Origin of the sequence: Bradyrhizobium sp. SEMIA (assembly GCF_014844175.1) — a bacterium.
Classification (GTDB): domain Bacteria; phylum Pseudomonadota; class Alphaproteobacteria; order Rhizobiales; family Xanthobacteraceae; genus Bradyrhizobium; species Bradyrhizobium arachidis.
In genome coordinates this window covers 379,591-404,469 of the sequence record NZ_CP046601.1, presented here as the reverse complement: position 1 = coordinate 404,469, position 24,879 = coordinate 379,591, and the positions used below count along the sequence as shown (strand labels likewise).

General features: G+C 63.8%; 18 protein-coding genes and 3 pseudogenes. 10 read left to right on the top strand and 11 right to left on the bottom strand.

Translation table 11 applies throughout. The features are described from left to right. Positions 1-4: 4 nt before the first annotated feature. The 3 genes from FOM02_RS01970 to FOM02_RS01960 all read right to left on the bottom strand — a co-directional run bounded on the left by FOM02_RS01970 (position 5) and on the right by FOM02_RS01960 (position 2,857). The gene (locus FOM02_RS01970) at positions 5-790 is read right to left on the bottom strand and encodes an ABC transporter ATP-binding protein (protein ID WP_027563285.1); all 786 of its coding nucleotides are present in this window, start codon (positions 788-790) and stop codon (positions 5-7) included. Between the two features lie 4 nt (positions 791-794). After that, positions 795-1,640 (bottom strand): ABC transporter permease, encoded by an 846-nt coding sequence (locus FOM02_RS01965; protein WP_027563286.1) that lies wholly within the window; start codon positions 1,638-1,640, stop codon positions 795-797. Between the two features lie 254 nt (positions 1,641-1,894). Beyond that, entirely contained in the window at positions 1,895-2,857 is a 963-nt protein-coding gene (locus tag FOM02_RS01960; RefSeq protein WP_416207806.1) for an aliphatic sulfonate ABC transporter substrate-binding protein, read from the bottom strand. A 213-nt stretch (positions 2,858-3,070) separates the two neighbouring features. Between FOM02_RS01960 and FOM02_RS01955 the strand changes: the two are divergent. Then, positions 3,071-5,859, top strand: a pseudogene (locus tag FOM02_RS01955) ([protein-PII] uridylyltransferase). 48 nt (positions 5,860-5,907) lie between these two features. Here the strand turns inward: FOM02_RS01955 and FOM02_RS01950 are convergent. After that, positions 5,908-6,810 (bottom strand): LysR family transcriptional regulator, encoded by a 903-nt coding sequence (locus FOM02_RS01950; protein ID WP_027563289.1) that lies wholly within the window; start codon positions 6,808-6,810, stop codon positions 5,908-5,910. A 165-nt stretch (positions 6,811-6,975) separates the two neighbouring features. Here FOM02_RS01950 and FOM02_RS01945 point away from each other — a divergent pair, with 165 nt between their 5' ends. Continuing rightward, positions 6,976-7,344 (top strand): nuclear transport factor 2 family protein, encoded by a 369-nt coding sequence (locus tag FOM02_RS01945; RefSeq protein ID WP_027563290.1) that lies wholly within the window; start codon positions 6,976-6,978, stop codon positions 7,342-7,344. An 82-nt stretch (positions 7,345-7,426) separates the two neighbouring features. On the opposite strand, the gene FOM02_RS01940 is transcribed toward FOM02_RS01945, so the two are convergent. Beyond that, entirely contained in the window at positions 7,427-7,957 is a 531-nt protein-coding gene (locus FOM02_RS01940; protein ID WP_027563291.1) for a methylated-DNA--[protein]-cysteine S-methyltransferase, read from the bottom strand. Between the two features lie 98 nt (positions 7,958-8,055). Here FOM02_RS01940 and FOM02_RS01935 point away from each other — a divergent pair, with 98 nt between their 5' ends. The 3 genes from FOM02_RS01935 to FOM02_RS01925 all read left to right on the top strand — a co-directional run bounded on the left by FOM02_RS01935 (position 8,056) and on the right by FOM02_RS01925 (position 11,264). Next, positions 8,056-8,412: a DUF1304 domain-containing protein gene (locus FOM02_RS01935; RefSeq protein WP_181411744.1), complete on the top strand. Its 357-nt coding sequence runs from the start codon at positions 8,056-8,058 to the stop codon at positions 8,410-8,412. A 150-nt stretch (positions 8,413-8,562) separates the two neighbouring features. Next, positions 8,563-9,789, top strand: coding sequence for an ABC transporter substrate-binding protein (locus FOM02_RS01930; RefSeq protein ID WP_027563293.1), 1,227 nt, complete (start codon positions 8,563-8,565; stop codon positions 9,787-9,789). A gap of 248 nt (positions 9,790-10,037) precedes the next feature. Next, the gene (locus FOM02_RS01925; protein ID WP_027563294.1) at positions 10,038-11,264 is read left to right on the top strand and encodes an ABC transporter substrate-binding protein; all 1,227 of its coding nucleotides are present in this window, start codon (positions 10,038-10,040) and stop codon (positions 11,262-11,264) included. A gap of 161 nt (positions 11,265-11,425) precedes the next feature. Here FOM02_RS01925 and FOM02_RS01920 read toward each other — a convergent pair whose 3' ends face one another. Next, positions 11,426-11,851 carry a DUF1330 domain-containing protein gene (locus tag FOM02_RS01920; RefSeq protein ID WP_027563295.1) on the bottom strand — a complete coding sequence of 142 codons (426 nt, stop codon included), beginning with the start codon at positions 11,849-11,851 and terminating at the stop codon, positions 11,426-11,428. Positions 11,852-12,018: 167 nt separating this feature from the next. Between FOM02_RS01920 and FOM02_RS01915 the strand changes: the two are divergent. Next, a pseudogene (locus FOM02_RS01915) lies at positions 12,019-14,240 on the top strand (transglycosylase domain-containing protein). A 479-nt stretch (positions 14,241-14,719) separates the two neighbouring features. Continuing rightward, a complete protein-coding gene (locus FOM02_RS01910; protein ID WP_027563297.1) occupies positions 14,720-15,379 on the top strand; it encodes a hypothetical protein in 660 nt (219 codons plus the stop codon). Between the two features lie 157 nt (positions 15,380-15,536). Here the strand turns inward: FOM02_RS01910 and FOM02_RS01905 are convergent, their stop codons facing one another. The 4 genes from FOM02_RS01905 to FOM02_RS01890 form a co-directional block, all read right to left on the bottom strand. Further along, positions 15,537-16,376: a M48 family metallopeptidase gene (locus tag FOM02_RS01905; protein WP_027563298.1), complete on the bottom strand. Its 840-nt coding sequence runs from the start codon at positions 16,374-16,376 to the stop codon at positions 15,537-15,539. A gap of 311 nt (positions 16,377-16,687) precedes the next feature. Beyond that, the gene (locus FOM02_RS01900) at positions 16,688-18,016 is read right to left on the bottom strand and encodes a polyhydroxyalkanoate depolymerase (protein ID WP_027563299.1); all 1,329 of its coding nucleotides are present in this window, start codon (positions 18,014-18,016) and stop codon (positions 16,688-16,690) included. A 121-nt stretch (positions 18,017-18,137) separates the two neighbouring features. Further along, positions 18,138-18,956, bottom strand: coding sequence for an ABC transporter permease (locus FOM02_RS01895; protein WP_027563300.1), 819 nt, complete (start codon positions 18,954-18,956; stop codon positions 18,138-18,140). A gap of 217 nt (positions 18,957-19,173) precedes the next feature. Next, positions 19,174-19,974 (bottom strand): ABC transporter ATP-binding protein, encoded by an 801-nt coding sequence (locus FOM02_RS01890; RefSeq protein WP_027563301.1) that lies wholly within the window; start codon positions 19,972-19,974, stop codon positions 19,174-19,176. Between the two features lie 105 nt (positions 19,975-20,079). Here FOM02_RS01890 and FOM02_RS01885 point away from each other — a divergent pair. Then, a pseudogene (locus FOM02_RS01885) lies at positions 20,080-21,401 on the top strand (ActS/PrrB/RegB family redox-sensitive histidine kinase). 103 nt (positions 21,402-21,504) lie between these two features. Next, positions 21,505-22,059, top strand: a complete 555-nt coding sequence (locus FOM02_RS01880) for an ActR/PrrA/RegA family redox response regulator transcription factor (protein ID WP_027563303.1) — start codon at positions 21,505-21,507, stop codon at positions 22,057-22,059. Between the two features lie 251 nt (positions 22,060-22,310). On the opposite strand, the gene FOM02_RS01875 is transcribed toward FOM02_RS01880, so the two are convergent. Further along, positions 22,311-22,802, bottom strand: coding sequence for an MmcB family DNA repair protein (locus FOM02_RS01875; RefSeq protein ID WP_027563304.1), 492 nt, complete (start codon positions 22,800-22,802; stop codon positions 22,311-22,313). Between the two features lie 271 nt (positions 22,803-23,073). Here FOM02_RS01875 and FOM02_RS01870 point away from each other — a divergent pair, with 271 nt between their 5' ends. After that, positions 23,074-24,774: an alpha-amylase family protein gene (locus FOM02_RS01870; protein WP_265441422.1), complete on the top strand. Its 1,701-nt coding sequence runs from the start codon at positions 23,074-23,076 to the stop codon at positions 24,772-24,774. Positions 24,775-24,879: the final 105 nt, after the last annotated feature.

The window sequence follows — 24,879 nt, the reverse complement described above, 5'->3', positions numbered from 1 at the left end:
AATGTCACCACCACATGGCCTGACCGGGACCCTGGGTTGCGTCACGGTCGGGCACGCTGCGGTCGAGCGAGCGGTCGAGTGACGTCAGCACACTCCGCTTGAAGGTCTCGAACAGCGGCGAATTGCGGTCGCGCGGCCGGCCGAGATTGATCTCGATCTGGTCGAACAGCCGGCCCGGCCGCGGCCGCATCACCAGCACGCGGTCAGCCAGCACCACGGCCTCGTCGACGTCATGTGTGACGAGGATCAAGGTCGGGCGCGTGTCGGCCCAGAGGTCGAGCAGATGATCCTGCAGATCCCTGCGGGTGAAGGCATCGAGCGCCGAGAACGGCTCGTCGAGCAGCAGCACCTCGGGCTGCGGCACCAGCGCCCGCGCAATCGCGACGCGCTGCGCCTGTCCGCCGGAGAGCTCGCGCGGCCAGGCCTGCGCCTTGTCGGCGAGGCCAACACGATCGAGCGCGCGCGCCACTTTCTCGCGCCGCTCGGCCGCGGGCAGATCCGCAAGGCCGAAACCGATATTGTCGGCGACGCTGAGCCAGGGCAGCAGCCGCGGCTCCTGGAAGATGATGCCGATCTTGGCGTGCGGCGAAGAGATCGCTTCGCTGTCGAGCGTCACTGCGCCGGAGCTGGCGCGGTCGAGACCGGCGATGGCGCGGAGCAGCGTGGACTTGCCGCAACCGGAGCCACCGATGATGGCGATGATCTCGCCCTGCCTGATCTGGGCGGAGAAGCGCGCCAGCGCCTCGACGCCGTTGGGATAGGTCTTGCTGACCCGGTCGAGCGCTAGCATCGTGTTACGCTCCCTTCGCGCGGGAGAAGGCGTCCTGCCAGCGCAGGAACGGCGCAGCTGCGACCTCGATCAGCCAGTCGGTGAGCTTGCCGAGGATGGCGAAGATCACGATGGCGGCGAGTATCTGCGCGGGCTTGCCGAGCTGCTGGCCGTCGAGCAGGAGATAGCCGAGGCCTTCGGAGGCGCCGATCAACTCGGCCGCGACGACGAACATCCAGCCGAGACCGAGGCCGACGCGCAGGGACACGACATAGGCCGGCAGCACCGCGGGCAGCAGGATGCGGCGGATCATGGCAAAGCCGGAGAGGCGGAAGGTGCGGCCGACCTCGACGATCTTGCGATCGACCGAGAGGATCGCACCCATCACGCCGAGATAGACCGGGAAGAACACACCGGCCGCGATCAGCGCGATCTTGGAGGTCTCGAAGATGCCGAGCCAGAGGATGAACAGCGGCACCCAGGCGAGCGAGGGGATCGCGCGCAAGGCTTGTACCGTGGGATCAAGAAGCCGCCGCGCCAGCGACCAATAGCCGGAGATGGCACCTAACAGCGTGCCCGCGACCACGCCGAAGGCAAAGCCGAGACCGACGCGCCACAGCGTCGCGGCGATATGGCGGACCAGCTCGCCGGAGCGGGCGAGCTCGCTGATGGTGGCAAAGACGCGCGAGGGCGGCGGCACCAGGCGCCCGTTGGACCAGCCGGACCAGACCACCAGCTCCCAGCCGAGCGCGAGTGTCAGTGGCAGCAGCAGTCCCAGCATCGGCCGCCCGTAGCGCGACAGCCGCGAAGGCGCGGCGGCACGTTCGGCGGGTTCCGAAGTTTGTTGCAGGACTGGCGCGTCGGAGATCATGGCCGGTAGGAAGCGCGTCTGGCCGGGGAATGCAAGGGCGCGAGGCAATCTCCGCTGTCGCCCCGGGCAAGCGAAGCGCAGATCCGGGGCCCATAACCACAGGACGATGTGGTTACGGGGACTCGGAGTGACGCCTGCGCACCACAACCACTCCCTGGGGTTATGGCGACGAGCGCAAGCGCTCGCGTGGGGGTCCCGGGTTCGCTTCGCGCCCCGGGACGACGACGGAATGTGCTGCGCCGGCGTGCCGCTTACTAATTCGTCGGCAGCGGGACCTGGTCGTCGATCAGCGCATCCAGCGTCGCCTTCACGTCGACCTTGGCGTCGACGACGCCGGCTTGCTGGAGCGCGAGGCCGGCGGCGAGGATCGACTCGCGCTGGGGCGCGCCGATGCGGCTGTGGGTCAGCTCGGTGCGCTCCTTGAGCTGCTTGTCGACGACCGCCTCGGGCAGCTTCGTCACCGCGATGAAGGTCTTCTTCAGCTCGTCGTAATTCGCCAGCGAATATTTTCGCGCCTCCTCATACACCGCGAGCACGCGACGGGCGGCGTCGGGATAGTCCTTCAAGAACTGCTCGCGCACATTGAGGATGCCCCAGGTGTTGGCGTCGGCCTTGCGATAGAACAGCTTTGCACCTTCCTCGACCTCGGCCTGCGCCATCATGGGATCGAGACCGGCCCAGGCATCAACGTCGCCGCGGATCAGCGCGGTCTTGCCGTCGGCGTGCTGGAGCAGCACCGGCGTGATGTCCTTCTCGGTGAGACCGGCACCGAGAAGTGCGCGTACCAGGAAGATGTGCGGATCAGTGCCGCGCGTCACCGCGACGCGCTTGCCCTTCAGATCAGCAACGCTTGCGATCTTGGAATCCTTGCCTGTCACCAGCGCGGTCCACTCGGGCCGCGAATAGACATAGATCGACTTGATCGGGTTGCCGTTGATGCGTGCGACCAGCGCCGCCGAGCCCGCGGTCGAGCCGAAATCGATCGAGCCGGCGTTGAGGAATTCGAGCGCCTTGTTGGAGCCCGCCGACTGCACCCAGGTGATGGTGATGCCGTCCTTGGCGAACTCCTTCTCCAGCAGCCCCTTCTGCTTCAGGACCATCGACACCGGGTTGTAGGTTGCCCAGTCGATGCGGATCTCCTTGAGCGGGTCCGCCGCCTTTGCCACGGGGGTCGCGGCGAGCGCAATGGCTCCCGCGAGCAGAATGCGTCGTGTCATCCAGGTCATGCCCAGCCTCCTCCAAAACTTCATTGTTTTTCAATGAGTTATATCTAGAGGTCAACGAGAAAATCCGACCCTTGAAAGCCTGCGGCGCGAGAACAATTTGCTCCCGGCCGGCCTTTTCCAGCATGGAACGACTATTGCCTGAGAATGGCGGGTGACAGCGCGGGTCACCTCTTATATCCGATGAGACCCCATATTCGGTGAGACATGGATAGCGTCGCGACTGAGCAGAAGCCTGAGGTGGACGATCGCTTCGATACCGCGCGGATCACAGCCGCGGTCGATGCGCTTGCCGAAAAGCATGAGGGACGCGAGGACGCGTTCCGCACTGCCGTCGCGCAGTTGCTCAAGGCCGAGCTGATCGCGGCGCGCGCCGCGGCGCAGGCGATCCTGCTCAAGGACCGCCACGGCCGCCGCTGCGCCGAGCGACTGTGCCATGTCCAGGACGAGATCATCCGCATCCTGTACTCCGCGGCGACGCGCCATCTCTACCGCTCGCCGATCCCGAGCGGCGCCGAGCGCATGGCGGTGGTGGCGACCGGCGGCTATGGCCGCGGCCTGATGGCGCCCGAGTCCGACATCGATCTCTTGTTCATCCTGCCCTACAAGCAGACCGCCTGGGGCGAGCAGGTCGCCGAAGCGATCCTCTACTGCCTGTGGGACATGGGGCTGAAGGTCGGCCACGCCACGCGCTCGGTCGATGAATCGATCCGCCAGGCGCGCGGCGACATGACCATCCGCACCGCGATCCTGGAGACGCGCTTTCTCACCGGTGATCAGCCGCTCTACGACGAGCTGGTCGCGCGTTTCGACAAGGAAGTGGTGCAGGGCACCGCGTCCGAATTCGTCACCGCAAAGCTCGCCGAGCGCGAGGAGCGGCATCGCCGTGGCGGCCAGTCGCGCTATCTGGTCGAGCCCAACGTCAAGGACGGCAAGGGCGCGCTGCGCGACCTGCACACGCTGTTCTGGATCGCCAAATACGTCTATCGCGTGCGCGACACCGACGAATTGGTCGAGCGCGGCGTGTTCGACGCGCAGGAATACCGCAGCTTCCGCCGCTGCGCCGATTTCCTCTGGTCGGTGCGCTGCAATCTGCATTTCTATTGCGGCCGCGCCGAGGAGCGTCTCTCCTTCGACCTCCAGCGCGAGATCGCGATCCGGCTCGGCTACACCTCGCATCCCGGCATGCAGGATGTCGAGCGCTTCATGAAGCACTACTTCCTGGTCGCCAAGGAAGTCGGCAACCTCACCGCCATCCTCTGCGCCAAGCTCGAGGACCAGCAGGCCAAGCCCGCGCCGGTCCTGAGCCGGATGATGGCGCGGCTGCGCCCGACGCCGGCGAAGCGGCGCGTGCCTGACAGCGACGACTTCATCGTCGACAACAACCGCATCAACGTGGCCGCGCCTGATATCTTCAAGCACGATCCGGTCAATCTGATCCGCATCTTCCGCCTGGCGCAGAAGAACAACCTCGCCTTCCATCCGGACGCGATGCGCGACGTGACGCGCTCGCTCGGCCTGATCAACGCGCAGCTGCGCGAGAATCCCGAGGCCAACCGGCTGTTCATGGAGATCCTGACCTCGGACAACGCCGAGATCGTGCTGCGGCGGATGAACGAAACCGGCGTGCTCGGCCATTTCATTCGCGCCTTCGGCAAGATCGTCTCGATGATGCAGTTCAACATGTATCATCACTACACCGTCGACGAGCACCTGATCCGCTGCATCGGCTTCCTCCAGGACATCGAGCGCGGCGGCATCGAGGAGTTCACGCTCGCCAGCGACCTGATGCGCAAGACCCGCCCCGAGCACCGCGCGGTGATCTACATCGCGACACTGCTGCACGACGTCGCCAAGGGTCGGCCCGAGGACCACTCGATCGCCGGCGCCAAGGTCGCGCGCCGGCTGTGCCCGCGGCTCGGCTTCAGCCCGGCCGACACCGAGCTGGTGGCCTGGCTGATCGAGGAGCACCTCACCATGTCCACGGTTGCACAGTCGCGCGACCTTTCGGATCGCAAGACCATCGAGAATTTCGCCGCGGTCGTGCAGTCGGTCGAGCAGATGAAGCTGCTCACCATCCTCACCACCGCCGACATCCGCGGCGTCGGTCCGGGCGTGTGGAACGGCTGGAAGGCGCAGCTCTTGCGCTCGCTGTATTACGAGACCGAGCCGGTGCTGACCGGCGGCTTCTCCGAGGTCGATCGCGGCAAGCGCCTCACGGCCGCCTACGCCGAATTCCGCAACGCCTTCGCCGAGTGGCCGGTGGACGAGCTCGATGCCTATATCGCCCGGCACTATCCGGCCTACTGGCTCAAGGTCGAGCTGCCGCGCAAGATCCGCCACGCCCGCTTCGTCCGTTCCAGCGAGCAGGCCGGCCACAAGCTCGCGATCAATGTCGGCTTCATGAGGTGCGCGGCGTCACTGAGCTGACCATCTTCGCCGCCGACCATCCCTGGCTGCTCTCGATCATCGCCGGCGCCTGCGCCTCGGCCGGCGCCAACATCGTCGACGCCCAGATCTACACCACGACCGACGGCCGCGCGCTCGATACGATCTCGATCTCCAGGGAATACGACCGCGACGAGGACGAGGGTCGGCGCGCCACGCGCATCGGCGAGATGATCGAGGACGTGCTGGAGGGCAAGCTGCGCCTGCCCGAAGTGGTGGCGCGGCGCACCGTGCGCAGCAAGGCGCGCCCCTTCGTGATCGAGCCGGAAGTGACCATCAACAACCAATGGTCCGACCGCTACACCGTGATCGAGGTCTCAGGCCTCGACCGGCCCGGTCTGCTCTACGAGCTCACCACCGCGATCTCGAAGCTCAATCTCAATATCGCCTCGGCCCATGTCGCGACCTTCGGCGAGCGCGCCCGCGACGTGTTCTACGTCACCGACCTCCTCGGCGCACAGATCAACGCGCCGACGCGGCAGTCCGCGATCAAGAGCGCGCTGACGCATGTGATGGCCGGCGACAAGGCGGTTCAGCCGGCGGCGTGACTCTCGTCATTGCGCGCTCGCGGCTAAGGGGCCCAGACCGCTTACCAATCATCGTGCCGGCTTTTGTTCAGAGTGCCGTAGCGCTTTCACCAGTGCTGACAGCGCGGCTGGTTGATGCTGGCGACTGGGATAATACATGAAGAAGCCGGGAATTGGCGGCGTCCAATCCTCCAGCACCCGAACAAGGCGGCCCTTCGCAATATATCCGGCGACCTGCTCTTCATAGGCGAGCCCGATACCAACTCCAGCGAGCGCTGCCTGAATCACCAGATGAGTATCGTCAATTATCAGTGGGCCGTTGACGTTGATCGTGACCGACTTTCGACCTTGCTCAAACTCCCACCGATATGGACCGCCGGCAAGACGCAGGGTAATGCACCGATGATCGTTGAGATCTTTTGGCTTTTCGGGGATGCGTCGTGAAGCGAAATATCGTGGCGACCCCACAACCGCCAATCGCAGTTCGGGCGTGACACGAACCGCGATCATGTCCTTTTGAATGTACTCGCCGAGCTGGATACCGGCATCGAACTCGCCTGCAACGAGATCCACGGGGCCAGTGACGGTGATCACGTCCAGAATGATGTCAGGATAGGCCTCAGCGAAAGCTCTGAGCCGCGGTAACAAGACCATCACCGCAGCTGATCGCGACATTACAATTCGAAGGCGACCTTCGGGTCTGCGCCGAATGCTCCGGGCTTTGTCGAGGGCATGACGAATTTGCTCGAGCGCCGGAGACAAGTCTTCCAGGAGCGCAGCCCCCGCGGCGGTTGGCGCAACGCTCTTGGTTGTTCGAGCGAGCAGCTGTAGCTCAAGCCGTTGCTCAAGCCTCCGGATCGTATGGCTCAAAGCAGACTGAGACACACCCAGCCTTATCGCAGCGCGTGTAAAGCTTCGTTCACGGGCCACAATTGCAAACGTCGCGAGATCGTTCATTTCGCTTGTCATCATCATGAATATCACTCATGAGGCCATGCCAATCAAGACGTCTATTCTCATAAGTTAGCCTGCCGTAGGTTTTGCGCGAGCACGGAGACGACCTGCCGCAGCTTTCTGCGAGACAGGTAGACGCCGGGCCGCATCGATGAGTTCGATGCAACAGCTTTGAGGATGACAATGGATACGGACGTTCCCGCCTTGCGCTCCCTTGCGCAGACCTATTTCGATGCCGCCTATGAAATGGACGCTGAAAAATTTGCATCCATCTTTCACCCCTCGAGTTCCGTGACAAAGGTCGCCGAGGACGGCAACGTGGGCGTGACGCCGATTGCGTCATGGCTAGCAGTGGTCCGCAACACGAAGGCTCCGAAGCAACTGGGCTTCGAGCGAGAAGATCAGATCCTGTCAATAGACGTTGAAAGAGAGCTTGCGCTTTTGAAAATCAGATTGCGCATTCCGCCGCGTTCCTTCACGGACCTGTTGTCATGCTTGAAGGTGAACGGGACCTGGAAAATAGTGCAGAAAGTGATGACCTCAAAAGTCTGACGGATTCGGGTACGGCGGGCTGTGTCCACGATGCCGGTGCGGTCGTAGGCACGGTTCACTCAACACATTCTGAAACGGGCTCTCAGACCTCCACCCCTTCATGCCGCAGCAGCCACCTCTTCCGCTCCAGCCCGCCGCCATATTTCACCAGTGAACCATCCGCGCCGATCAGGCGGTGGCACGGCAGAACCACGCTGATCGGGTTGGAGCCGTTGGCGTGGCCGACAGCGCGAATGGCCTTCGGCATCTCGATCCTGGCGGCCATCGCGCCGTAGCTCATCGTCGTGCCGGCCGGGATCTTTGCCAGCGCGGTCCAGACCTTCTGCTGGAACGACGTGCCGGCGATCCGCCACGCGATGCCCAAGAGCTGGGCAAGATCGCCTTCGAAATAGCGCGACAGCGCTGTCCGAATCGGTGCGGGCGCAGGCTGATCGGTCAGATCCACCGCGCCGTAATGCAGGCGCAACAGCTCGCGCATGCGGTGCTCGTAATCCTCCCAATCGAGCGCACGAAGATTGCCCTCGGCATCGGTGACGAGTAGCGCGATCCCAATCGGTGTCGGCAGGCGATCGAGGCGGAAGCTTACAGACGGTCTGGTTGATCGAGCGGGCATTGCGGCACCATGGCGTCGAAACACAGCGTCGCGTTTGCCATGGCGGCCGTGCTAACGTCCACCCGAAAGCTGACGCTTTGGGGGAGCTCACCTTGATTCTGATCGCCAATGTCCTGGTGGCGCTGGTCGCCGCACTGCACGCTTATTTCCTGGTCCTGGAGATGTTCCTCTGGACCAAGCCGACGGGTCTGAAGGTGTTTCGCAATACGCCTGAGAAGGCCGAGATCACGAAGGTGCTCGCTGCCAACCAGGGGCTCTATAACGGTTTCCTCGTCGCCGGCCTGATCTGGGGTCTGGTCCACGGCAATCCCGCGTTCGCGTTCCAGATCAAGGTGTTCTTCCTGCTCTGCGTGGTCGTGGCGGGCGCCTATGGTGCGGCGACCGTCAGCACGCGCATCCTGATCGTGCAGGCGCTGCCGGCGGCGATCGCGCTGGCTGCATTGTTCCTGGCTTAATAGTCCTGACCTGAGACGCTACAACGCAGCGCCGCGATCCTTGCGCGGCACCTCGCGTTCCTCCACACTCTCCGGCAGCGATGGCGACCGTTGCAATCAACGGGAAAAAGACCGTCGGCCGGAAAATTCCGTCAGGAGGAACATCCCAACATGAAGACTCGCAGAGCCTATCTAGCTGCCACGGCGGCGCTCGCCTTCGCGTTCTCCGCCACCCAAGCTCTCGCCCAGAAGAAATATGACACCGGTGCGAGCGACACCGAGATCAAGATCGGCCAGACCGTGCCGTTCTCCGGCCCCTACTCCGTCTACGCCAACATCGGCAAGACGCAGGCCGCCTACTTCAAGATGATCAACGATCAGGGCGGCATCAACGGCCGCAAGATCAATCTCATCCAGTATGACGACGCCTATTCGCCGCCGAAGACCGTCGAGCAGGTGCGCAAGCTCGTCGAAGGCGACGAGGTGTTGTTCACCTTCCAGATCATCGGCACGGCCGCCAATGCCGCCGTGCAGAAATATCTCAACGGCAAGAAGATCCCGCAGCTGCTCGCCTCGACCGGCGCTGCCCGCTTCAACGACCCGCAGAACTATCCCTGGACCATCGCCTATAACCCCAACTACGTGTCCGAGGGACGCATCTACGCCAAGTACATTCTCAAGGAGCATCCCAACGCCAAGATCGGCGTGCTCTACCAGAACGACGACATGGGCCGCGATTATCTCGCGGGGCTCAAGAGCGGCCTCGGCGACAAGGCCGCCAGCATGATCGTCGGCGAGGTGTCCTACGAGGTCACCGATCCGACGGTGGACTCGCAGGTAGTGAAACTGAAGTCGATGGGCGCCGACCTTTTCTACGATGCCTCGACACCGAAGTTCGCGGCGCAAGCCATCAAGAAGGTGGCCGAGCTCGGCTGGAACCCCGTGCATATCCTCGACATCAATGCGAGCCCGATCTCAGCGACCCTCAAGCCGGCCGGCCTCGACATCTCCAAGGGCATCATCTCCACCCAGTATGGCAAGGAGCCCAGCGATCCCCAGTGGAAGGACGATCCGGGCGTGAAAGCGTTCTTCGCCTTCATGGACAAGTATTTCCCTGAGGGTGACAAGCTCAACACGGTCAACACCTATGCCTATTCGGTCGCCGAGCTACTGACCCAGGTGCTGAAGCAATGCGGCGACGACCTGTCGCGCGAGAACGTGATGAAGCAGGTCGCCAACATCAAGGACTTCACTCCGAGCTTCGCGCTGCCCGGCATCAAGATCAACACCGGGCCGAACGACTACCGCGTCAACAAGCAGATGCAGATGATGAAGTTCAACGGCGAACGCTGGGAGCTGTTCGGACCGATCATCGAGGACACCGGACCGTCGGGTTAGCGATGACGTAGGGTGGGTTAGCGAAGCGTAACCCACCCTATTTCGATCTGCGGAAGCAGAAGTGGTGGGTTACGCCCAGCGGACTGCGCTTCGCGCAGCCGCAAGGCTAACCCACCCTACGAACTGCGTGCCCTCCCCCACCTTGCGTCGCAACAACGCCTCCTCCACACTCGCCCTCAGCGGTGACGTCCGACGCGCGAGTGCACGCCGGTCAGATCACCTGCAATAACAAACTGAGGAAATTGCGAATGAGGAATGGAGTACTGCATCTGGCCACGGCAACGGCGCTGACCCTCGCGCTGTCGATCTCTGCGGCCAATGCCCAGAAGAAATATGATCCGGGCGCCAGCGACACCGAGATCAAGGTCGGGCAGACCATGCCGTTTTCGGGACCGGCGTCGGCCTATTCGTCGATCGGCAAGACCCAGGCCGCCTATTTCAAGATGATCAACGACCAGGGCGGCATCAACGGCCGCAAGATCAACCTGATTCAATACGACGACGCCTATTCGCCGCCGAAAGCCGTGGAGCAGATCCGCAAGCTGGTCGAGAGCGACGAGGTGCTGCTGACCTTCCAGATCATCGGCACGCCCGTGAACGCGGCGGTGCAGAAATATCTCAATGCCAAGAAGGTGCCGCAGTTGTTCGCGGCGACCGGCGCCTCCAGGTTCACCGATCCGAAGAACTTTCCGTGGACCATGGGCTTCAATCCGAACTACTTCGTCGAAGGCCGCATCTACGGCCAGTACATTCTCAAGGAGCATCCGAACGCCAAGATCGGTGTGCTCTATCAGAACGACGACCTCGGCAAGGATTATCTGAACGGCCTCAAGGCCGGCCTCGGCGACAAGGCCGCCAAGATGATCGTGACCGAAGCCTCCTACGAGGTCTCCGATCCGACCGTCGATTCGCAGATCCTCAAGATCAAGGACGCCGGCGCCGATCTGTTCTTCAGCGCGACCACGCCGAAGCAGGCCGCGCAGGCGATCAAGAAGATCGCCGAAATGGGCTGGCATCCAGTGCAGATCGTCGACATCAACGCGACCTCCGTCGGCGCGGTGCTGAAGCCGGCCGGCCTCGAGGCAGCCAAGGGCCTCATCAGCGTCAACTACGGCAAGGAACCGCTCGATCCGACCTGGAAGGATGATCCCGGCCTGAAGAGGTATTTCGACTTCATGGCGAAGTACTATCCCGACGGCGACAAGGACTCGAACTTCAACACCTACGGCTACAGCACGGCGCAGCTGCTGGTGCATGTGCTGAAGCAGTGTGGTGACGATCTGACGCGTGAGAACGTCATGAAGCAGGCGGCCTCGCTGAAGGACGTCACGAGCGACACCGCGCTGCCCGGCATCAAGGCCAACACCTCGCCGACCGACTACCGCGTCAACAAGCAGCTTCAGATGATGAAGTTCAGCGGCGAGCGCTGGGAGCTGTTCGGCCCGATCCTGGAGGATGCGGGTCCGGCGGGTTAGTTCTCTCGCTGTCATTCCGGGGCGATGCGACAGCATCGAACCCGGAATCTCGAGATTCCGGGTTCTGCTCTCCGAGCCGCCCCGGAATGATTGAACACGAAGGCGTGGATGGCCGGGTCAAGCCCGGCCATGACGGTGGAGAGAGATTCGCTCCACCGCAATCAAGTCGGTATCTCCCCAAAATTCTTCCCGACCGGCAGCACGGCGTGCCGGATCAGCCGCGAGTCCTCCACCGCCGCCTGCCTGTGCTTCACCGCCTCGCGATAGACGGGATCGCGGATCATCTCGACGAAGGCGGCGACGCTCGGATATTCCGCGATGAAGCAATGGTCCCAGCGTTCCTCCTGCGGGCCGATCAGCATCAGCTCGAACCGGCCCTGCCAGACGATGCGGCCGCCGAGGCGTTCGAACACCGGGCCGCTCTCGCGGCCATAGGCGGCATAGGCCTCCGCGCCGCTCGCCTTGCGGCCGTCGGGATAGGCGGCTTCTTTGCGCAGGCGCACCAGGTTGAGCATGTGGATCGGGCCCGAGCGGTCGTTGTCCCGGAACTGCGCAAAGATCTCCTTGGTCGGATCGATGTGGCCCATGCGAACTCCCTCTTCTTTATGCATTCGATCCTAACTCCCACGCCTCGGAAGCGGAACTGCGGCGGGCGAATGCCGCATCTCCTAATCGCGCGTTAACGCCGGGGTAACCGGGCCTTAAACAGCGACCGCTAGCGTGCGGCGGGGCGGTCTGACCGGGCGTTTTGCGTATGGCGTGGGGAAAGAAGAAGGGTGGGCGGAAGGAGCCGTTGTTCGGCTTGCCCGCGGCGCTCGCCGATCTGCGCCTGACCGCCGCGGACCGCATCCCCGGCGGCGACGACACGCCGAAGAAGTCCACGAAATCATCCGCCAAGCGCAAAGCCGACGAGCCCGACGAGGAGCCGCCGCGCGAGCGGAAGGCTCAGCCAAGCCGCAGCGGCGCCAAGCGAAGGTCGAAGTCGCGCGGCGGGTTCGGCCTCAGCCGTCTCATCTATTGGGGCGCGGTGCTGAGCCTGTGGGGCGTGATCGCCGTGATCGGCGTCGTGGTCTATGTCGGCGCCCATCTGCCGCCGATCCAGTCGCTGGAAATCCCCAAGCGCCCGCCGACGATCCAGATCGTCGGCATCGACGGCAGCATGCTGGCGCAGCGCGGCGAGATGGCCGGCGCCAATGTCGCGCTGAAGGATCTGCCGCCTTATCTGCCGAAGGCGTTCATCGCCATCGAGGACCGCCGCTTCTATTCGCATTTCGGCATCGACCCGATCGGCATCCTGCGCGCCCTCGTCACCAACGTGCTCCATCGCGGCGTGTCGCAGGGCGGCTCGACCCTGACGCAGCAGCTGGCGAAAAACCTGTTCCTGACCCAGGAGCGCACCATGCAGCGCAAGCTGCAGGAGGCGGAGCTGGCGATCTGGCTGGAGCGCAAGCACTCCAAGAACGAGATCCTGGAACTTTATCTGAACCGCGTCTATTTCGGCTCCGGCGCCTACGGCGTCGAAGCTGCCGCGCAGAAATATTTCGGCAAGTCGGCGAAGAACGTCACGGTCGCGGAAGCCGCGATGCTGGCCGGTCTCGTCAAATCGCCCTCGCGCCTCGCCCCGAACCGCAACCCCGAAGGGGCCGAAGCGCGCGCGCAAATCGTGCTCGCGGCGATGGCGGATGCGAAGTTCATCACCGACGCACAGGCGCAGGCCTCGATCGGCCACCCCTCCTACAATGTGAAGCCGGCCGGCGCCGGCACGGTCAATTACGTCGCCGACTGGATCGGCGAGGTGCTGGACGATCTGGTCGGGCAGATCGACGAGAGCATCAAGGTCGAGACCACGATCGATCCGAAGCTGCAGAGCGTTGCGGAAGCCGCCATCATCGACGAGCTTGCGGCCAAGAGCGTGAAGTTCAATGTCAGCCAGGGCGCGCTGGTGGCGATGACGCCCGATGGCGCGGTGCGCGCCATGGTCGGCGGGCGGAACTATTCCGAGAGCCAGTACAACCGCGCGGTCACGGCGAAGCGCCAGCCGGGCTCCTCGTTCAAGCCGTTCGTGTATCTGACCGCGCTCGAGCAGGGCCTGACGCCCGACACCGTCCGCCAGGACGCGCCGATCGAGGTCAAGGGCTGGAAGCCCGAGAACTACACCCATGAATATTTCGGCGCGGTGACGCTGACCCAGGCGCTGGCGATGTCGCTCAACACGGTCGCGATCCGCCTCGGCCTCGAGGTCGGGCCGAAGAACGTGGTGCGCACCGCGCACCGGCTCGGCATCTCCTCCAAGCTCGAGCCCAACGCCTCGATCGCCCTCGGCACGTCCGAAGTCTCGGTGGTCGAGCTGGTCGGCGCCTATGCGCCGTTCGCCAATGGCGGCTTGGCCGTCACCCCGCATGTGGTGACGCGGATCAGGACGCTGAGCGGCAAGCTGCTCTACATGCGCCAGCCGGACGAGCGCAATCAGGTGATCGATCCCCGCTATGTCGGCATGATGAACGCGATGATGCGGGAGACGCTGATATCAGGCACCGCCAAGAAGGCGGAGATCCCGGGCTGGCCGGCCGCCGGCAAGACCGGCACCAGCCAGGATTACCGCGACGCCTGGTTCATCGGTTACACCGCGAGCCTCGTCACCGGCGTCTGGCTCGGCAATGACGACAACTCGCCGACCAAGAAGGCGACCGGCGGCGGCCTGCCGGTGGAGGTCTGGTCGCGCTTCATGAAGACGGCGCATGAGGGCGTGCCGGTGGCGGCCTTGCCAAACTCGCAAGCTAGCTGGGGCCTCTCGAACCTTGCGCAAGCGGCCTCGCAGATCTCGCCGCCGACACCGGCCGCGCCTGGACCTGCACCGGCGCCAGTCAGCAATGGCGGCTATCGCCCGCCACGCCGACGCGCGCCAATGTGCGGCCGGAGGCCGCCGCGGGCCTGGATGGCTGGCTGATGGACCGGCTGTTCGGCGGGAATCGGTAGCTTCGGCCTGGGGTCATCGAGGCCTCGAAACCGAACTGCGAAAACAACCCCATGCACAGTAGGTGGTGATATCAGGCGCTGTGCGCGGTGGATGGTGCGAAGCGCTTGAAGCGACGGGGCAAATGACGCGTCTCGCGCAAGCGTCGCGGAGTGTGGCGAGAATCGAGCAAGGCGCGCGGACGTCACCTCGTCCTCTGCTGTCATTCCCCGCGCAGGCGGGGAATCCAGTACGCCGCGGCTCCTCGATTCAATCACTGCCGTCGCGGAATACTGGATCGCCCGCTTTCGCGGGCGATGACCTTGTTTGCTGGGCTGGCAGCCCGCGCCTCCCCGCTGCCGCTTCGGCAAGTCCTGCCTAGCGCGGCAAGATTCTCCGCGGGGCCGCAGCTCCCTAAAAGCAAAAACACCAATCTCTTCAAGCGCCCGTCAGCGGCCCGGGATTTGCTCTCACAGGTTGTGCGAGTACAGGAGAGCGTTCCATGATTTCAGGTGTATCCAACGGCGCGTTGCCTCAGCTGCGGCCTGCGTCAACGTCCACGTCGAGCGCGACATCGGGTCTCCAGCCGGTGGTACCGGATGCGAGTGACGCTGCGACCGGGGGCTTCCGGATCGACGTCTCGCAGGTCAAGCCGCTGACAGGTGCCAAGCCGATCTCGGCGGCGGATGATCCGTTCCTGCGCGACCTCATGGCAACGCACTGGCTGATCTCCCACGAGACCAGTGCGCCTGAATCGTCCGTCCCCGACAATGCACCGGAGAACGTTTATGCGCAGGTCAAGGTCGACGGCAAAGTGGTCGCCACGCTGTACAATGCCGGGTCTTCGGCGATGACAAACCAGGCGGCCGCCAAGATCGGCAAGCTCGAGGATCCTCCCGGTTTGAGCGGGCCGGATCTGGCGCAATGGAGGGCCGACCAATACGCCGAGCGGCTTGGCGGCACCGTCGAAAAGGCGCCCACCGCCATCACGCAATCGCAGTGGACGCCGCGTGAAAGCAAGTCCACGACCTATAGCCGCGAGCAACTCGACGCCGCGTTCCAGGCGATGCTGGCGGAGGGGCAGAAGGCGACAGCGCAGCAGCAATCGTCGTATGCGGCGTCACGCGCGCAGGCGGGGACGAGTGCGGATTTCAGTGCGTGAAGGTTGCTTGATGCCGCCGCACTCTTCGCTGTCATTCCCCGCGAAAGCGGGGAATCCAGTACGCTGCGGCGTCTGGGCTTAACAAGAACGGCCTCTGGAATACTGGATCGCCCGCTTTCGCGGGCGATGACACCTTCCAAGACGCTGGCGGCGAGCCCTAATCCTCGGCCCCGTACCGGTGCAGGTCGTTGCCGTGCGTATCGAGCCACTTCTTGGCGCGCTCCATTGACGGGCAGATCCTGCCGCAGACCCGCCAGAACCGCGCCGAGTGGTTCATCTCGACGAGATGGGCGACCTCGTGGGCGGCGAGATAGTCGAGCACGAAGGGCGGCGCGAGGATCAGGCGCCAGGAGAACGACAGCGAACCCGCCGAGGTGCAGGAGCCCCAACGGCTGGACTGATCGCGGATCGAAAGCCGCTTCACCCTGACGCCGAGTTCGTCGGCATAGGTTTCCGCCGAGCGCTGCAGATCGCGGCGCGCCTCGCGCTTGAGGAAGTCGCCGACGCGGCGATCGACATGGTCGAGCCCGCCGGCGACGCAGAGAATGCGTTCACCGCTGTCGCGCATCTCGGTCCACACCGTGCCGCGCTGACCGGCGCGATGAACGATGCGATGGGGCGTGCCGCGAAGCGGTATCACTGTGCCAGGTTGGAACGGCGCAGCCTTCGGCAGACGGCCGAGACGTGCCGCGATCCACGCGCCGTGACGCGACGCAAAGTCCTTCGCTTCAGCGAGTGTGCCGCGCGGCGGCATGGTGAGGATGGCTTCGCGGTCGCTCGGATGAATTCTGAGCGTGTAACGGCGCGCTCGGCGATGTCTGCGCAGGCGAATCGCAAAGAATTGCGATCCATGGGTGATGACGAGGGTCTTTGGTTCGTGGGGCCGCCGATAGAGGAGCGCGCGTGTGGCCATGTCTGTGAGTCCGGGGAGCAGGAGTTCGCCCGGATTCTGCCATAACCGCCGCCAGGGAAAGCGCTCGGCGCAAAAACAAATCATTTGCCCAATATACAGGGGTCTGACGTCCGGGAGACCCTACAGACTGGGGTTGGAACCCGTTTTTTTCGCCCCCTCTGGACGCATGCGGCACCCCCAAGGGGTGAGGCCGGACTCACTCCTACAGCGCTACCTAAATACCTCGAATCTGGCGGGAACCAAGCCCTCCCGAAGCCTCCGGGAGGACCTGAAATTTCGACGGGAAAGCCGAAATCGCGCCTAGAGCCGCCCCGATGTAATCGGAACGGCTCTAGATTCTTCTTTTGACGCGTTTTCTTTACGCGAACCGGTCGCCACTTCGCTCGAAAACGCTGTTACTCAGCCGCGAGAGCCTGCAACGAGGTCGGATTCGCCGCCGAGACCATGAAATCATGGATGCGCGGAACGATTTCCGACTTGAATCGCGATCCGTTGAACACGCCGTAATGTCCAACACCCTTCTGGACGTAATGAACACGGCGATGATCGGGGATCGAGCTGCACAAAGTGTGCGTCGCTTCGGTCTGACCGAGCCCGGAGATGTCGTCGTTCTCGCCTTCGACCGTCATCAACGCGACGCGGGTGACCTTGGAGGGATCGACGCGCGTTCCACGATGGGTCATCTCGCCCTTCGGCAGCGAGTGCTTCACGAACACGGTGTCGACGGTCTGGAGGTAATACTCGGCGGAGAGATCCATCACCGCGAGATATTCGTCGTAGAAGTCGCGGTGCTTGTCGACGAGGTCGCCGTCGCCCTTCACGAGGTTGGCGAACAGACGCTTGTGGGCGTCCATGTGCCGGTCGAGGTTCATGCTGATGAACCCGTTGAGCTGGAGGAAGCCCGGATAGACGTCGCGCATCATGCCCGGATGCGGGAACGGCACCTTGGTGATGACGGTGTTGCGGAACCAGTCGATGCCGCGCTCCTGCGCGAGCTTGTTCACCGAGGTCGGATTGCGGCGGGTGTCGATCGGGCCGCCCATCAGCGTCATCGAGGTCGGCACGAAGGGATCGCGCCGCGCTTCCATGATCGAGACGGCCGCGACAACAGGCACGGAGGGCTGGCACACCGCCATCACATGGGTGTTGCCGCCGAGGACGTGCAGCATCTCGATGACATAGTCGATGTAATCGTCGAGATCGAAGCGGCCTTCGCTGAGCGGCACCATGCGTGCATCGGCCCAATCGGTGATGTAGACTTCATGCGCCGGCAGGAAGGCCTCGACCGTGCCGCGAAGCAGGGTCGCATAGTGGCCGGACATCGGCGCGACGATCAGCACGCGCGGCTGCGGGCTGCGCAGCGGACGGGCGAACTTGCGATCGAAGTAGAGCAGCTTGCAGAACGGCTTTTCCCAGACCGAGCGGACCTCGACGGGGACGCGGATGCCGTTGACCTCGGTGTCGTCGAGGCCCCATTCCGGCTTGCCGTAGCGGCGCGTGGTGCGTTCGAACAATTCGCAGGCGGCGGCAACGGACTTGCCGACCTCGGTGCGCGCCCAGGGATTGAGGGGATTCTGAAACAGCAGCTTGGTCGCATCGGTGACCGCACGCGCCGGATTGAGAGAGGCCTGTGCCATCTCGTACATCCAGTACATCGGCGTCGTCAGGACCGGACTGCCTTCTGCAGCCAGGGGCGGCGCGCCGCCGAACTCACCAATAGGCATCGTCATATTCCTCTTCGCATCGCAGCATACTGCCGAATGCGTAATATTGCGTCAATGCATGCTTCCGTACATCTACGGAGCCGCCAGCGCTAAATCAGCCTGAATCCACGAGAAAGTGACGTTATTCACCGGCCGAGAGCAGCGAGCCGTGCTTTTTGGCGCTGCGCAAAAGGGCAAGGAATGCCCCAAAAGAAGCGACCAGAAGCACCGCGTTGATGAGCAACGCATCCAGCATCAGATCGCTCCTAAAGGTGTTCTCGATCAGCAGCGCGCGCATCCCTTCGAACACGTAGGTCGGCGGCAGCGCCCAGGCGACATATTGCAGCCAGACCGGCAGCACGCTGACGGGATAGTAGACGCAGGCCAGCGGCATGATCGCGAACATCAAGGTCCAGACGATGCTCTCCGCGCCGAGGCCGTTTCGTACGACCAGGCCGGAAACGAAGATGCCGACCGACCAGCTGGTGAAGATCAGATTGCAGAAGAAGGCGATCAGCGGCAGGCCGAGGGCGTAGACGTTGAAGTGAAATAGGAACAGCGCCAGCAGCGTCATCGGAATGACGCCGATGGCGAGCCGGATCAGGCTCATGATCATCAGCGACAGCAGAAACTCGATTGGTTTCAGCGGGCTCATCATGAGGTTGCCGAGATTGCGCGCCCACATCTCCTCCAGGAAGGAGATGGAGAAGCCGAGCTGGCCGCGGAACAGGATGTCCCAGAGGATCACGGCGCCGATCAGCGTGCCGCCGGCGCGGGCGAAGAAGCTGGCGTTTTCCGCGATGTAATACTGGATGAAGCCCCAGGTGATGACCTGGAGCGCCGGCCAGTACAGCAGCTCGAGCAGCCGCGGCCAGGACGACAGCAGCAGGTACCAGTAGCGCAGGATCATCGCGCCGATGCGGTGGGCGGAGATGCCGCGGTGGAGGGAGAGCTCGGTCATAACGGCACCGTGTAGCCCGGATGAAATCTGTCATCCCGGGGCGCGACGTAGTCGCGAACTATGATGCGCAATTGCGCATCTGAGGATCCATAACCACAGGATTGAATTTGGCGAAGACTCGGAGTTGCCAATCTCGCCCCACAACGATCGCCTGTGGTTATGGATTCCGGGCTCGCGCTCCGCGCGCCCCGGAATGACAAACGAATACGGCTACCCCTCACCTCGCTGCCTCCTTCGCGCCGTTCACGCGGCCGCGCGCGACGTCCAGAAACACCTCCTCCAGCGTGGTGCGGTTGTAGCGGGCCATGATGGCCTCCGGCGTGTCGTCGTCCTCGATGCGGCCGCGCTTCATGATGATGACGCGGTCGCAGAGTCGTTCGACCTCGAGCATGTTGTGCGAGGCCAAAAGGATGGTGGCGTTGTTTTCCTTGCGATAGCTCATAAGATGCGCCCGCACCCAGTCGGCGGTATCGGGATCGAGCGAGGCGGTCGGCTCGTCCAGCAGCAGCAATTCGGGCTGGTTGATCAGCGCCTTTGCCAGCGCGACGCGGGTCTTCTGCCCGGCGGAGAGTTTGCCGTTGGCGCGATCGATGAAATCGGTGAGGTCGAGATCGTCGGCGAGTTTTGCGATGCGATCCGAGAGATACTTGACTGCGTACAGCTTGCCGAAAACTGTCAGGTTCTGGCGTACCGTGAGCCGCATAGGCATGTCGACATAGGGGCTCTCGAAATTCATCCGCCCCAGCACGGCCGCGCTCTCCTCGGGCATCTCATGACCGAGCACCTGCACGCGGCCGGAGGTCGGCAGCACCAGGCCCATGATCATCGCGATGGTCGTGGTCTTGCCGGCGCCGTTGCCGCCGAGCAGCCCGGTGATGCTGCCGCGCGGCAGCGAAAAGGAGATGTCGTCGACGGCGCGGGTCTGCTTGTAGACCTTGACCAGATGATCGACCGCAATCGCCGGGGAGCTGTGCTCCGCGACAGTCGGCCGACTTGAAGCCTTGCCATTCTCGGTCATGCTGGCCGTTCTTCTGCTATTGCAGCGGATAGCGCAAGGCTTGTAATCCGGTGGTTCCGCCAGCCCTGCGCTTGTGATCGAGAAGGCACCGCCACATTGGCCGATATGACCGAAATCGCCGCTTCCGGCTTCCGCCCCGCGCAGCGCATATCCGGCTCGACACGATCCTGCGGCTGCGCTGGCTCGCCGTGCTCGGCCAGCTCGCCGCGATCTTTATCGTGGCGCAGGGGCTGGAGTTCAACGTCGAGATCGTCCCCTGCGTCAGCATCATCGCCCTGTCGGCGGCGCTCAATCTGGGACTCCAGACCGCGGCCAATCCGATGCAGCGGCTGGAGCCGATGCAGGCGGCCGGGCTGCTCGCGCTGAACATCGTGGAGCTGGCCGGGCTATTGTTCTTCACCGGCGGACTGCAGAACCCGTTCTCGTTCCTTTTCCTCGCGCCGGTGCTGATCTCGGCGACCGCGCTGCCGGCCCGCTTCACCTTCGGCCTCGGCCTCCTGGCCGTTGCCTGCGCATCGATCCTGTTCTTCTTCCATTTTCCGCTGCCCTGGGATTCCGACGATCCCCTGGTGCTGCCGCCGATCTATCTCGTCGGCGTCTGGCTCTCGATCGTGCTCGCGATCGGCGTCACCAGCCTCTATTCGTTCCAGGTGACCGAGGAGGCGCGCAAGCTTGCGGACGCGCTGGCCGCGACCGAGCTGGTGCTGACGCGCGAGCAGCATCTGACCCAGCTCGATGGCCTTGCCGCCGCCGCCGCGCACGAGCTCGGCACGCCGCTCGCGACCATCTTCCTGATCTCGCGCGAATTGGAAAAGACCGTGAAGGATCCGGTCTTTGCCGCCGATTTGAAGACGCTGCGCGAGCAGACCCAGCGCTGCCGCGACATATTGAGCAAGATCACCCAGCTCTCCTCCACCGGCGCGCCGTTCGACCGCATGAAGCTGTCCGAGCTGATCGAGGAGGTGGTGGCCCCGCACCGCGATTTCGGTGTCGAGATCAAGGTGCGGATCGCGGTGACGGCCGCCGCCGAGCCGGTCGGCTCGCGCAATCCGGCGATCCTCTACGGCGTCGGCAACATCGTCGAGAACGCGGTCGATTTCGCCCACACCACCGTCGAGGTCAATGCCTGGTGGAACAAGGACGCGATCGAGCTCGTGATCTCCGACGACGGCCCCGGCATTCCCCCCGATATCCTTAACAGGATCGGCGAGCCCTATCTGTCGCGGCGGCGCACCGTCGATGACGTCGGCGGCGAGCGGCGCGGCCTCGGGCTTGGCGTGTTCATCGCGCGCACGCTGCTGGAACGTACCGGCGCCAAGGTCTCGTTTACCAACCGGACCTTCCCGGAACACGGTGCAGTGGTGCAAGTCACGTGGCCGCGAGAGCGTTTTGAGGCTATCGAGACGCTCGAAGAAACAATAGGATAGACCGCGACCTAGGGTCGCACAGCAGGGCCGATCGACTATAGGCGGCCTTGGCACCGCCCGATTGCGACGCCATATGTAGACGCGCTGGAGAGAGGACAACACCTTGAACGCCATCGCCGAACTGAACGAACAGGCCGACCGCTCGCTGCTCATCGTGGAAGACGACAAGCCGTTCCTGGAGCGGTTGTCGCGCGCGATGGAGACCCGCGGCTTTGCTGTGACGTCGTGCGACACCGTCTCCGACGGTCTTGCGCAGATCGGCAAGGCGGCGCCGGCATTCGCCGTCGTCGACTTGCGGCTCGGTGACGGCAACGGCCTCGACGTGGTCTCGGCGCTGAAGAAGAAGCGTCCCGACGCGCGCGCGATCGTGCTGACCGGCTATGGCAACATCGCCACCGCCGTGACTGCGGTGAAGATGGGCGCGATCGATTATCTGTCCAAGCCCGCGGATGCCGACGACGTCGTCGCCGCGCTGCTTTCGACCAGCGCGGAGAAGTCCGAGCTGCCGACCAACCCGATGTCGGCTGACCGCGTCCGCTGGGAGCACATCCAGCGCATCTACGAGATGTGCAACCGCAACGTCTCGGAAACCGCGCGACGGCTCAACATGCACCGCCGCACGCTGCAGCGAATTCTCGCAAAGCGCGCGCCGCGGTAGTTTTCCGCAACTACCGATCGCTCACCGTCACCCTGAGGTGCTCGTCTTGCAACGCAAGGCGAGCCTCGAAGGGCGACGGCCCGGCTGCATCGGGGCCGAGCATCCTTCGAGGCTCGCTACGCTCGCACCTCAGGATGACGGATCGACAGGTATCGTAGGGTGGGCAAAGGCGCGAAGCGCCGTGCCCACCATCTCTAATTGGTGGGCACGCTTCGCTTTGCCACCCTACGGCACCTTTGTTCGCGGCGCCGCTATTCCCAGAAATCCGCGTGGCCTTGCGGATCGACCAGGCGGTTGATCCGTAACGCTGCCGCCATCGCGAAACGCACCGTCATCTGCTTGCGCGTCGGCGCGGGCAGCTTGTGCTCGGGCGCCTCGCACTGCATGTGCGCGCCATAGGCGTCCGCGACGATCAGGCCGGTATCTCCAGGAAAGATCTCGCACGGCAGATCCTGCGTGAAGGCGAAGAACAGCCGGTCGCAATGGGCGCGGTATTCGTGCCATTTCTGGTCGGCGCGCAGATCCTCGACTGACGATTTGATCTCGACGATCCAGATCTCGCCGCGCTCGTTCAGCGCGACGAGATCGGCGCGCCGGCCCGAGGGCAGCGGCAATTCGCTGATGCAGGAGAAGCCGAGCGAGCGCAGCAGCCGCGCGGTGCCGCGCGCGATGGCGAGCGCGGTCTCGGACTGGCGACGGTCCGGCGGCGGAACAAGGTCGATGTTGCGCGCGGTGTTGTCCATGGCGGGAGATTAGCCGATTCCGTTCTGCCCGTCATTCCGGGGCGCGACGAAGTCGCGAGCCCGGAATCCATAACCACAGGGAGGAGTTGTGGAGCGAAGTGGATCACTCCTGATCTTCGCAACACGACTTCCTGTGGTTATGGGTCCCGGGCTCGCGCTACGCGCGCCCCGGGACGACAGAGAGTGTGAGGCGACGCGCGGAACCTCCCCTCCCCCACGTACTTATCACGCAGCCGCCACACCTCGGCGGGGACATCGAGGCTGCCCGCGCATGATCGACGATCTCTGGTACAAGAACGGCGTGATCTATTGCCTGTCCGTCGGCACCTATATGGATGCGAACGGAGACGGCGTCGGCGATTTCAAGGGCCTGCTCCGCCGGCTCGACTATCTGCACGGGCTCGGCATCACCACGATCTGGCTGATGCCGTTCCAGACCTCGCCGGGCCGCGACGACGGCTACGACATCGCCGACTATTACAGCGTCGATTCCCGCTACGGCACGCTGGGCGATTTCGTCGAGTTCACCCATGGCTGCCAGCAGCGCGGCATCCGCGTCATCATCGACCTCGTCGTCAACCACACCTCCGACCAGCATCACTGGTTCAAGGAGGCGCGGCGCGACAAGAGCTCGCCCTATCGCGACTGGTATGTGTGGTCCGACAAGAAGCCGGCCGGCGCCAACAAGGGCATGGTGTTTCCCGGCGTGCAGAAATCGACCTGGACGCGCGACAAGGACTCCGGCGCCTACTACTTCCACCGCTTCTACGATTTCCAGCCCGATCTCAACACCTCGAACCCGCATGTGCAGGCCGAGATCCTGAAGATCATGGGCTTCTGGATCCAGCTCGGCGTCTCCGGCTTCCGCATGGATGCCGTGCCCTTCGTGATCTCCACCAAGGGCGCCAAGGTGAAGAAGCCGGTCGAGCAGTACGACATGCTGCGCGCGTTCCGCGAATTCCTGCAATGGCGCCAGGGCGACGCCATCATCCTTGCCGAAGCCAATGTGCTGCCGGAAACCGACCTCGACTATTTCGGCCGCGATGCCGACCGCATGCACATGATGTTCAACTTCCAGGTCAACCAGCACCTGTTCTATGCGCTGGCCTCCGCCGATTCCCGCCCGCTGGCCAAGGCGCTGAAAGCAACGAAACCGCGGCCGGCCTCGGCGCAATGGGGCCTGTTCCTGCGCAATCACGACGAGCTCCATCTCGGACGGCTGACGAAAACGCAGCGCGAGGTGGTGTTCAAAAGCTTTGGTCCCGACAAGGACATGCAGCTCTACGACCGCGGCATCCGCCGCCGCCTTGCTCCGATGCTGGGCGGCGATCGCAGGCGGCTCGAGCTCGCATACAGCCTGATGTGCACGCTGCCGGGAACGCCCGTGATCCGCTACGGCGACGAGATCGCGATGGGCGATGATCTCTCGCTGCCCGAGCGCAATTGCGCGCGCACGCCGATGCAATGGTCGACCGAGCCGCATGGCGGCTTCACCAAGAGCGACAAGCCGGCCTGCCCCGTGATCGACCAGGGGCCCTACGGCTACCCGCACGTCAATGTCGCCAAGCAGCGGCGCGATCCCAACTCGATGCTGAACTGGACCGAGCGCATCGTGCGCATGCGGAAAGAAGTGCCGGAGATCGGCTGGGGCGATTTCGCTGTCATCCCTCTACGCGATCCCGCCGTGTTCATCATCCGCTACGACTGGCGCAACAATTCGGTGCTGTTCGTGCATAATCTCGACGAGAAGCCGCGCGAGATCGCGTTCTCGGCGGGGCTGCCGGATGATGCCGGCGCGCACCTGATCAATCTGCTCGCGGAAGATCACAGCCACGCCGACAAGCGCGGCCAGCACCGCGTCGTGCTGGAGCCCTATGGCTATCGCTGGTATCGCGTCGGCGGGCTGGATTATCTGTTGAAGCGGGATGATATCGACGAGCATACGGTGCGAGGGAAGAAGCATCCGGGGTAGATGCGGCCGCCTGCGTCATTCCGGGGCGCGCCACTCGGCGCGAGCCCGGAATCCATAACCACGGGCAGGAGTGTGGCGCGAGCAGGTCACTCCGAGTCTTCGCCA

Excerpts from the sequence above, each read along its gene's own strand:
- FOM02_RS01900 (WP_027563299.1), bottom strand. The coding sequence starts at position 18,016 with ATGCCTATTGGTGAGTTCGGCGGCGCGCCGCCCCTGGCTGCAGAAGGC.
- FOM02_RS01930 (WP_027563293.1), top strand. The coding sequence starts at position 8,563 with ATGAAGACTCGCAGAGCCTATCTAGCTGCCACGGCGGCGCTCGCCTTC.
- FOM02_RS01960 (WP_416207806.1), bottom strand. The coding sequence starts at position 2,857 with ATGACACGACGCATTCTGCTCGCGGGAGCCATTGCGCTCGCCGCGACC.
- FOM02_RS01950 (WP_027563289.1), bottom strand. The coding sequence starts at position 6,810 with ATGATGACAAGCGAAATGAACGATCTCGCGACGTTTGCAATTGTGGCC.
- FOM02_RS01870 (WP_265441422.1), top strand. The coding sequence starts at position 23,074 with ATGATCGACGATCTCTGGTACAAGAACGGCGTGATCTATTGCCTGTCC.
- FOM02_RS01940 (WP_027563291.1), bottom strand. The coding sequence starts at position 7,957 with ATGCCCGCTCGATCAACCAGACCGTCTGTAAGCTTCCGCCTCGATCGC.
- FOM02_RS01945 (WP_027563290.1), top strand. The coding sequence starts at position 6,976 with ATGGATACGGACGTTCCCGCCTTGCGCTCCCTTGCGCAGACCTATTTC.
- FOM02_RS01910 (WP_027563297.1), top strand. The coding sequence starts at position 14,720 with ATGATTTCAGGTGTATCCAACGGCGCGTTGCCTCAGCTGCGGCCTGCG.
- FOM02_RS01925 (WP_027563294.1), top strand. The coding sequence starts at position 10,038 with ATGAGGAATGGAGTACTGCATCTGGCCACGGCAACGGCGCTGACCCTC.
- FOM02_RS01905 (WP_027563298.1), bottom strand. The coding sequence starts at position 16,376 with ATGATTTGTTTTTGCGCCGAGCGCTTTCCCTGGCGGCGGTTATGGCAG.
- FOM02_RS01875 (WP_027563304.1), bottom strand. The coding sequence starts at position 22,802 with ATGGACAACACCGCGCGCAACATCGACCTTGTTCCGCCGCCGGACCGT.
- FOM02_RS01895 (WP_027563300.1), bottom strand. The coding sequence starts at position 18,956 with ATGACCGAGCTCTCCCTCCACCGCGGCATCTCCGCCCACCGCATCGGC.
- FOM02_RS01890 (WP_027563301.1), bottom strand. The coding sequence starts at position 19,974 with ATGACCGAGAATGGCAAGGCTTCAAGTCGGCCGACTGTCGCGGAGCAC.
- FOM02_RS01970 (WP_027563285.1), bottom strand. The coding sequence starts at position 790 with ATGCTAGCGCTCGACCGGGTCAGCAAGACCTATCCCAACGGCGTCGAG.
- FOM02_RS01920 (WP_027563295.1), bottom strand. The coding sequence starts at position 11,851 with ATGGGCCACATCGATCCGACCAAGGAGATCTTTGCGCAGTTCCGGGAC.
- FOM02_RS01965 (WP_027563286.1), bottom strand. The coding sequence starts at position 1,640 with ATGATCTCCGACGCGCCAGTCCTGCAACAAACTTCGGAACCCGCCGAA.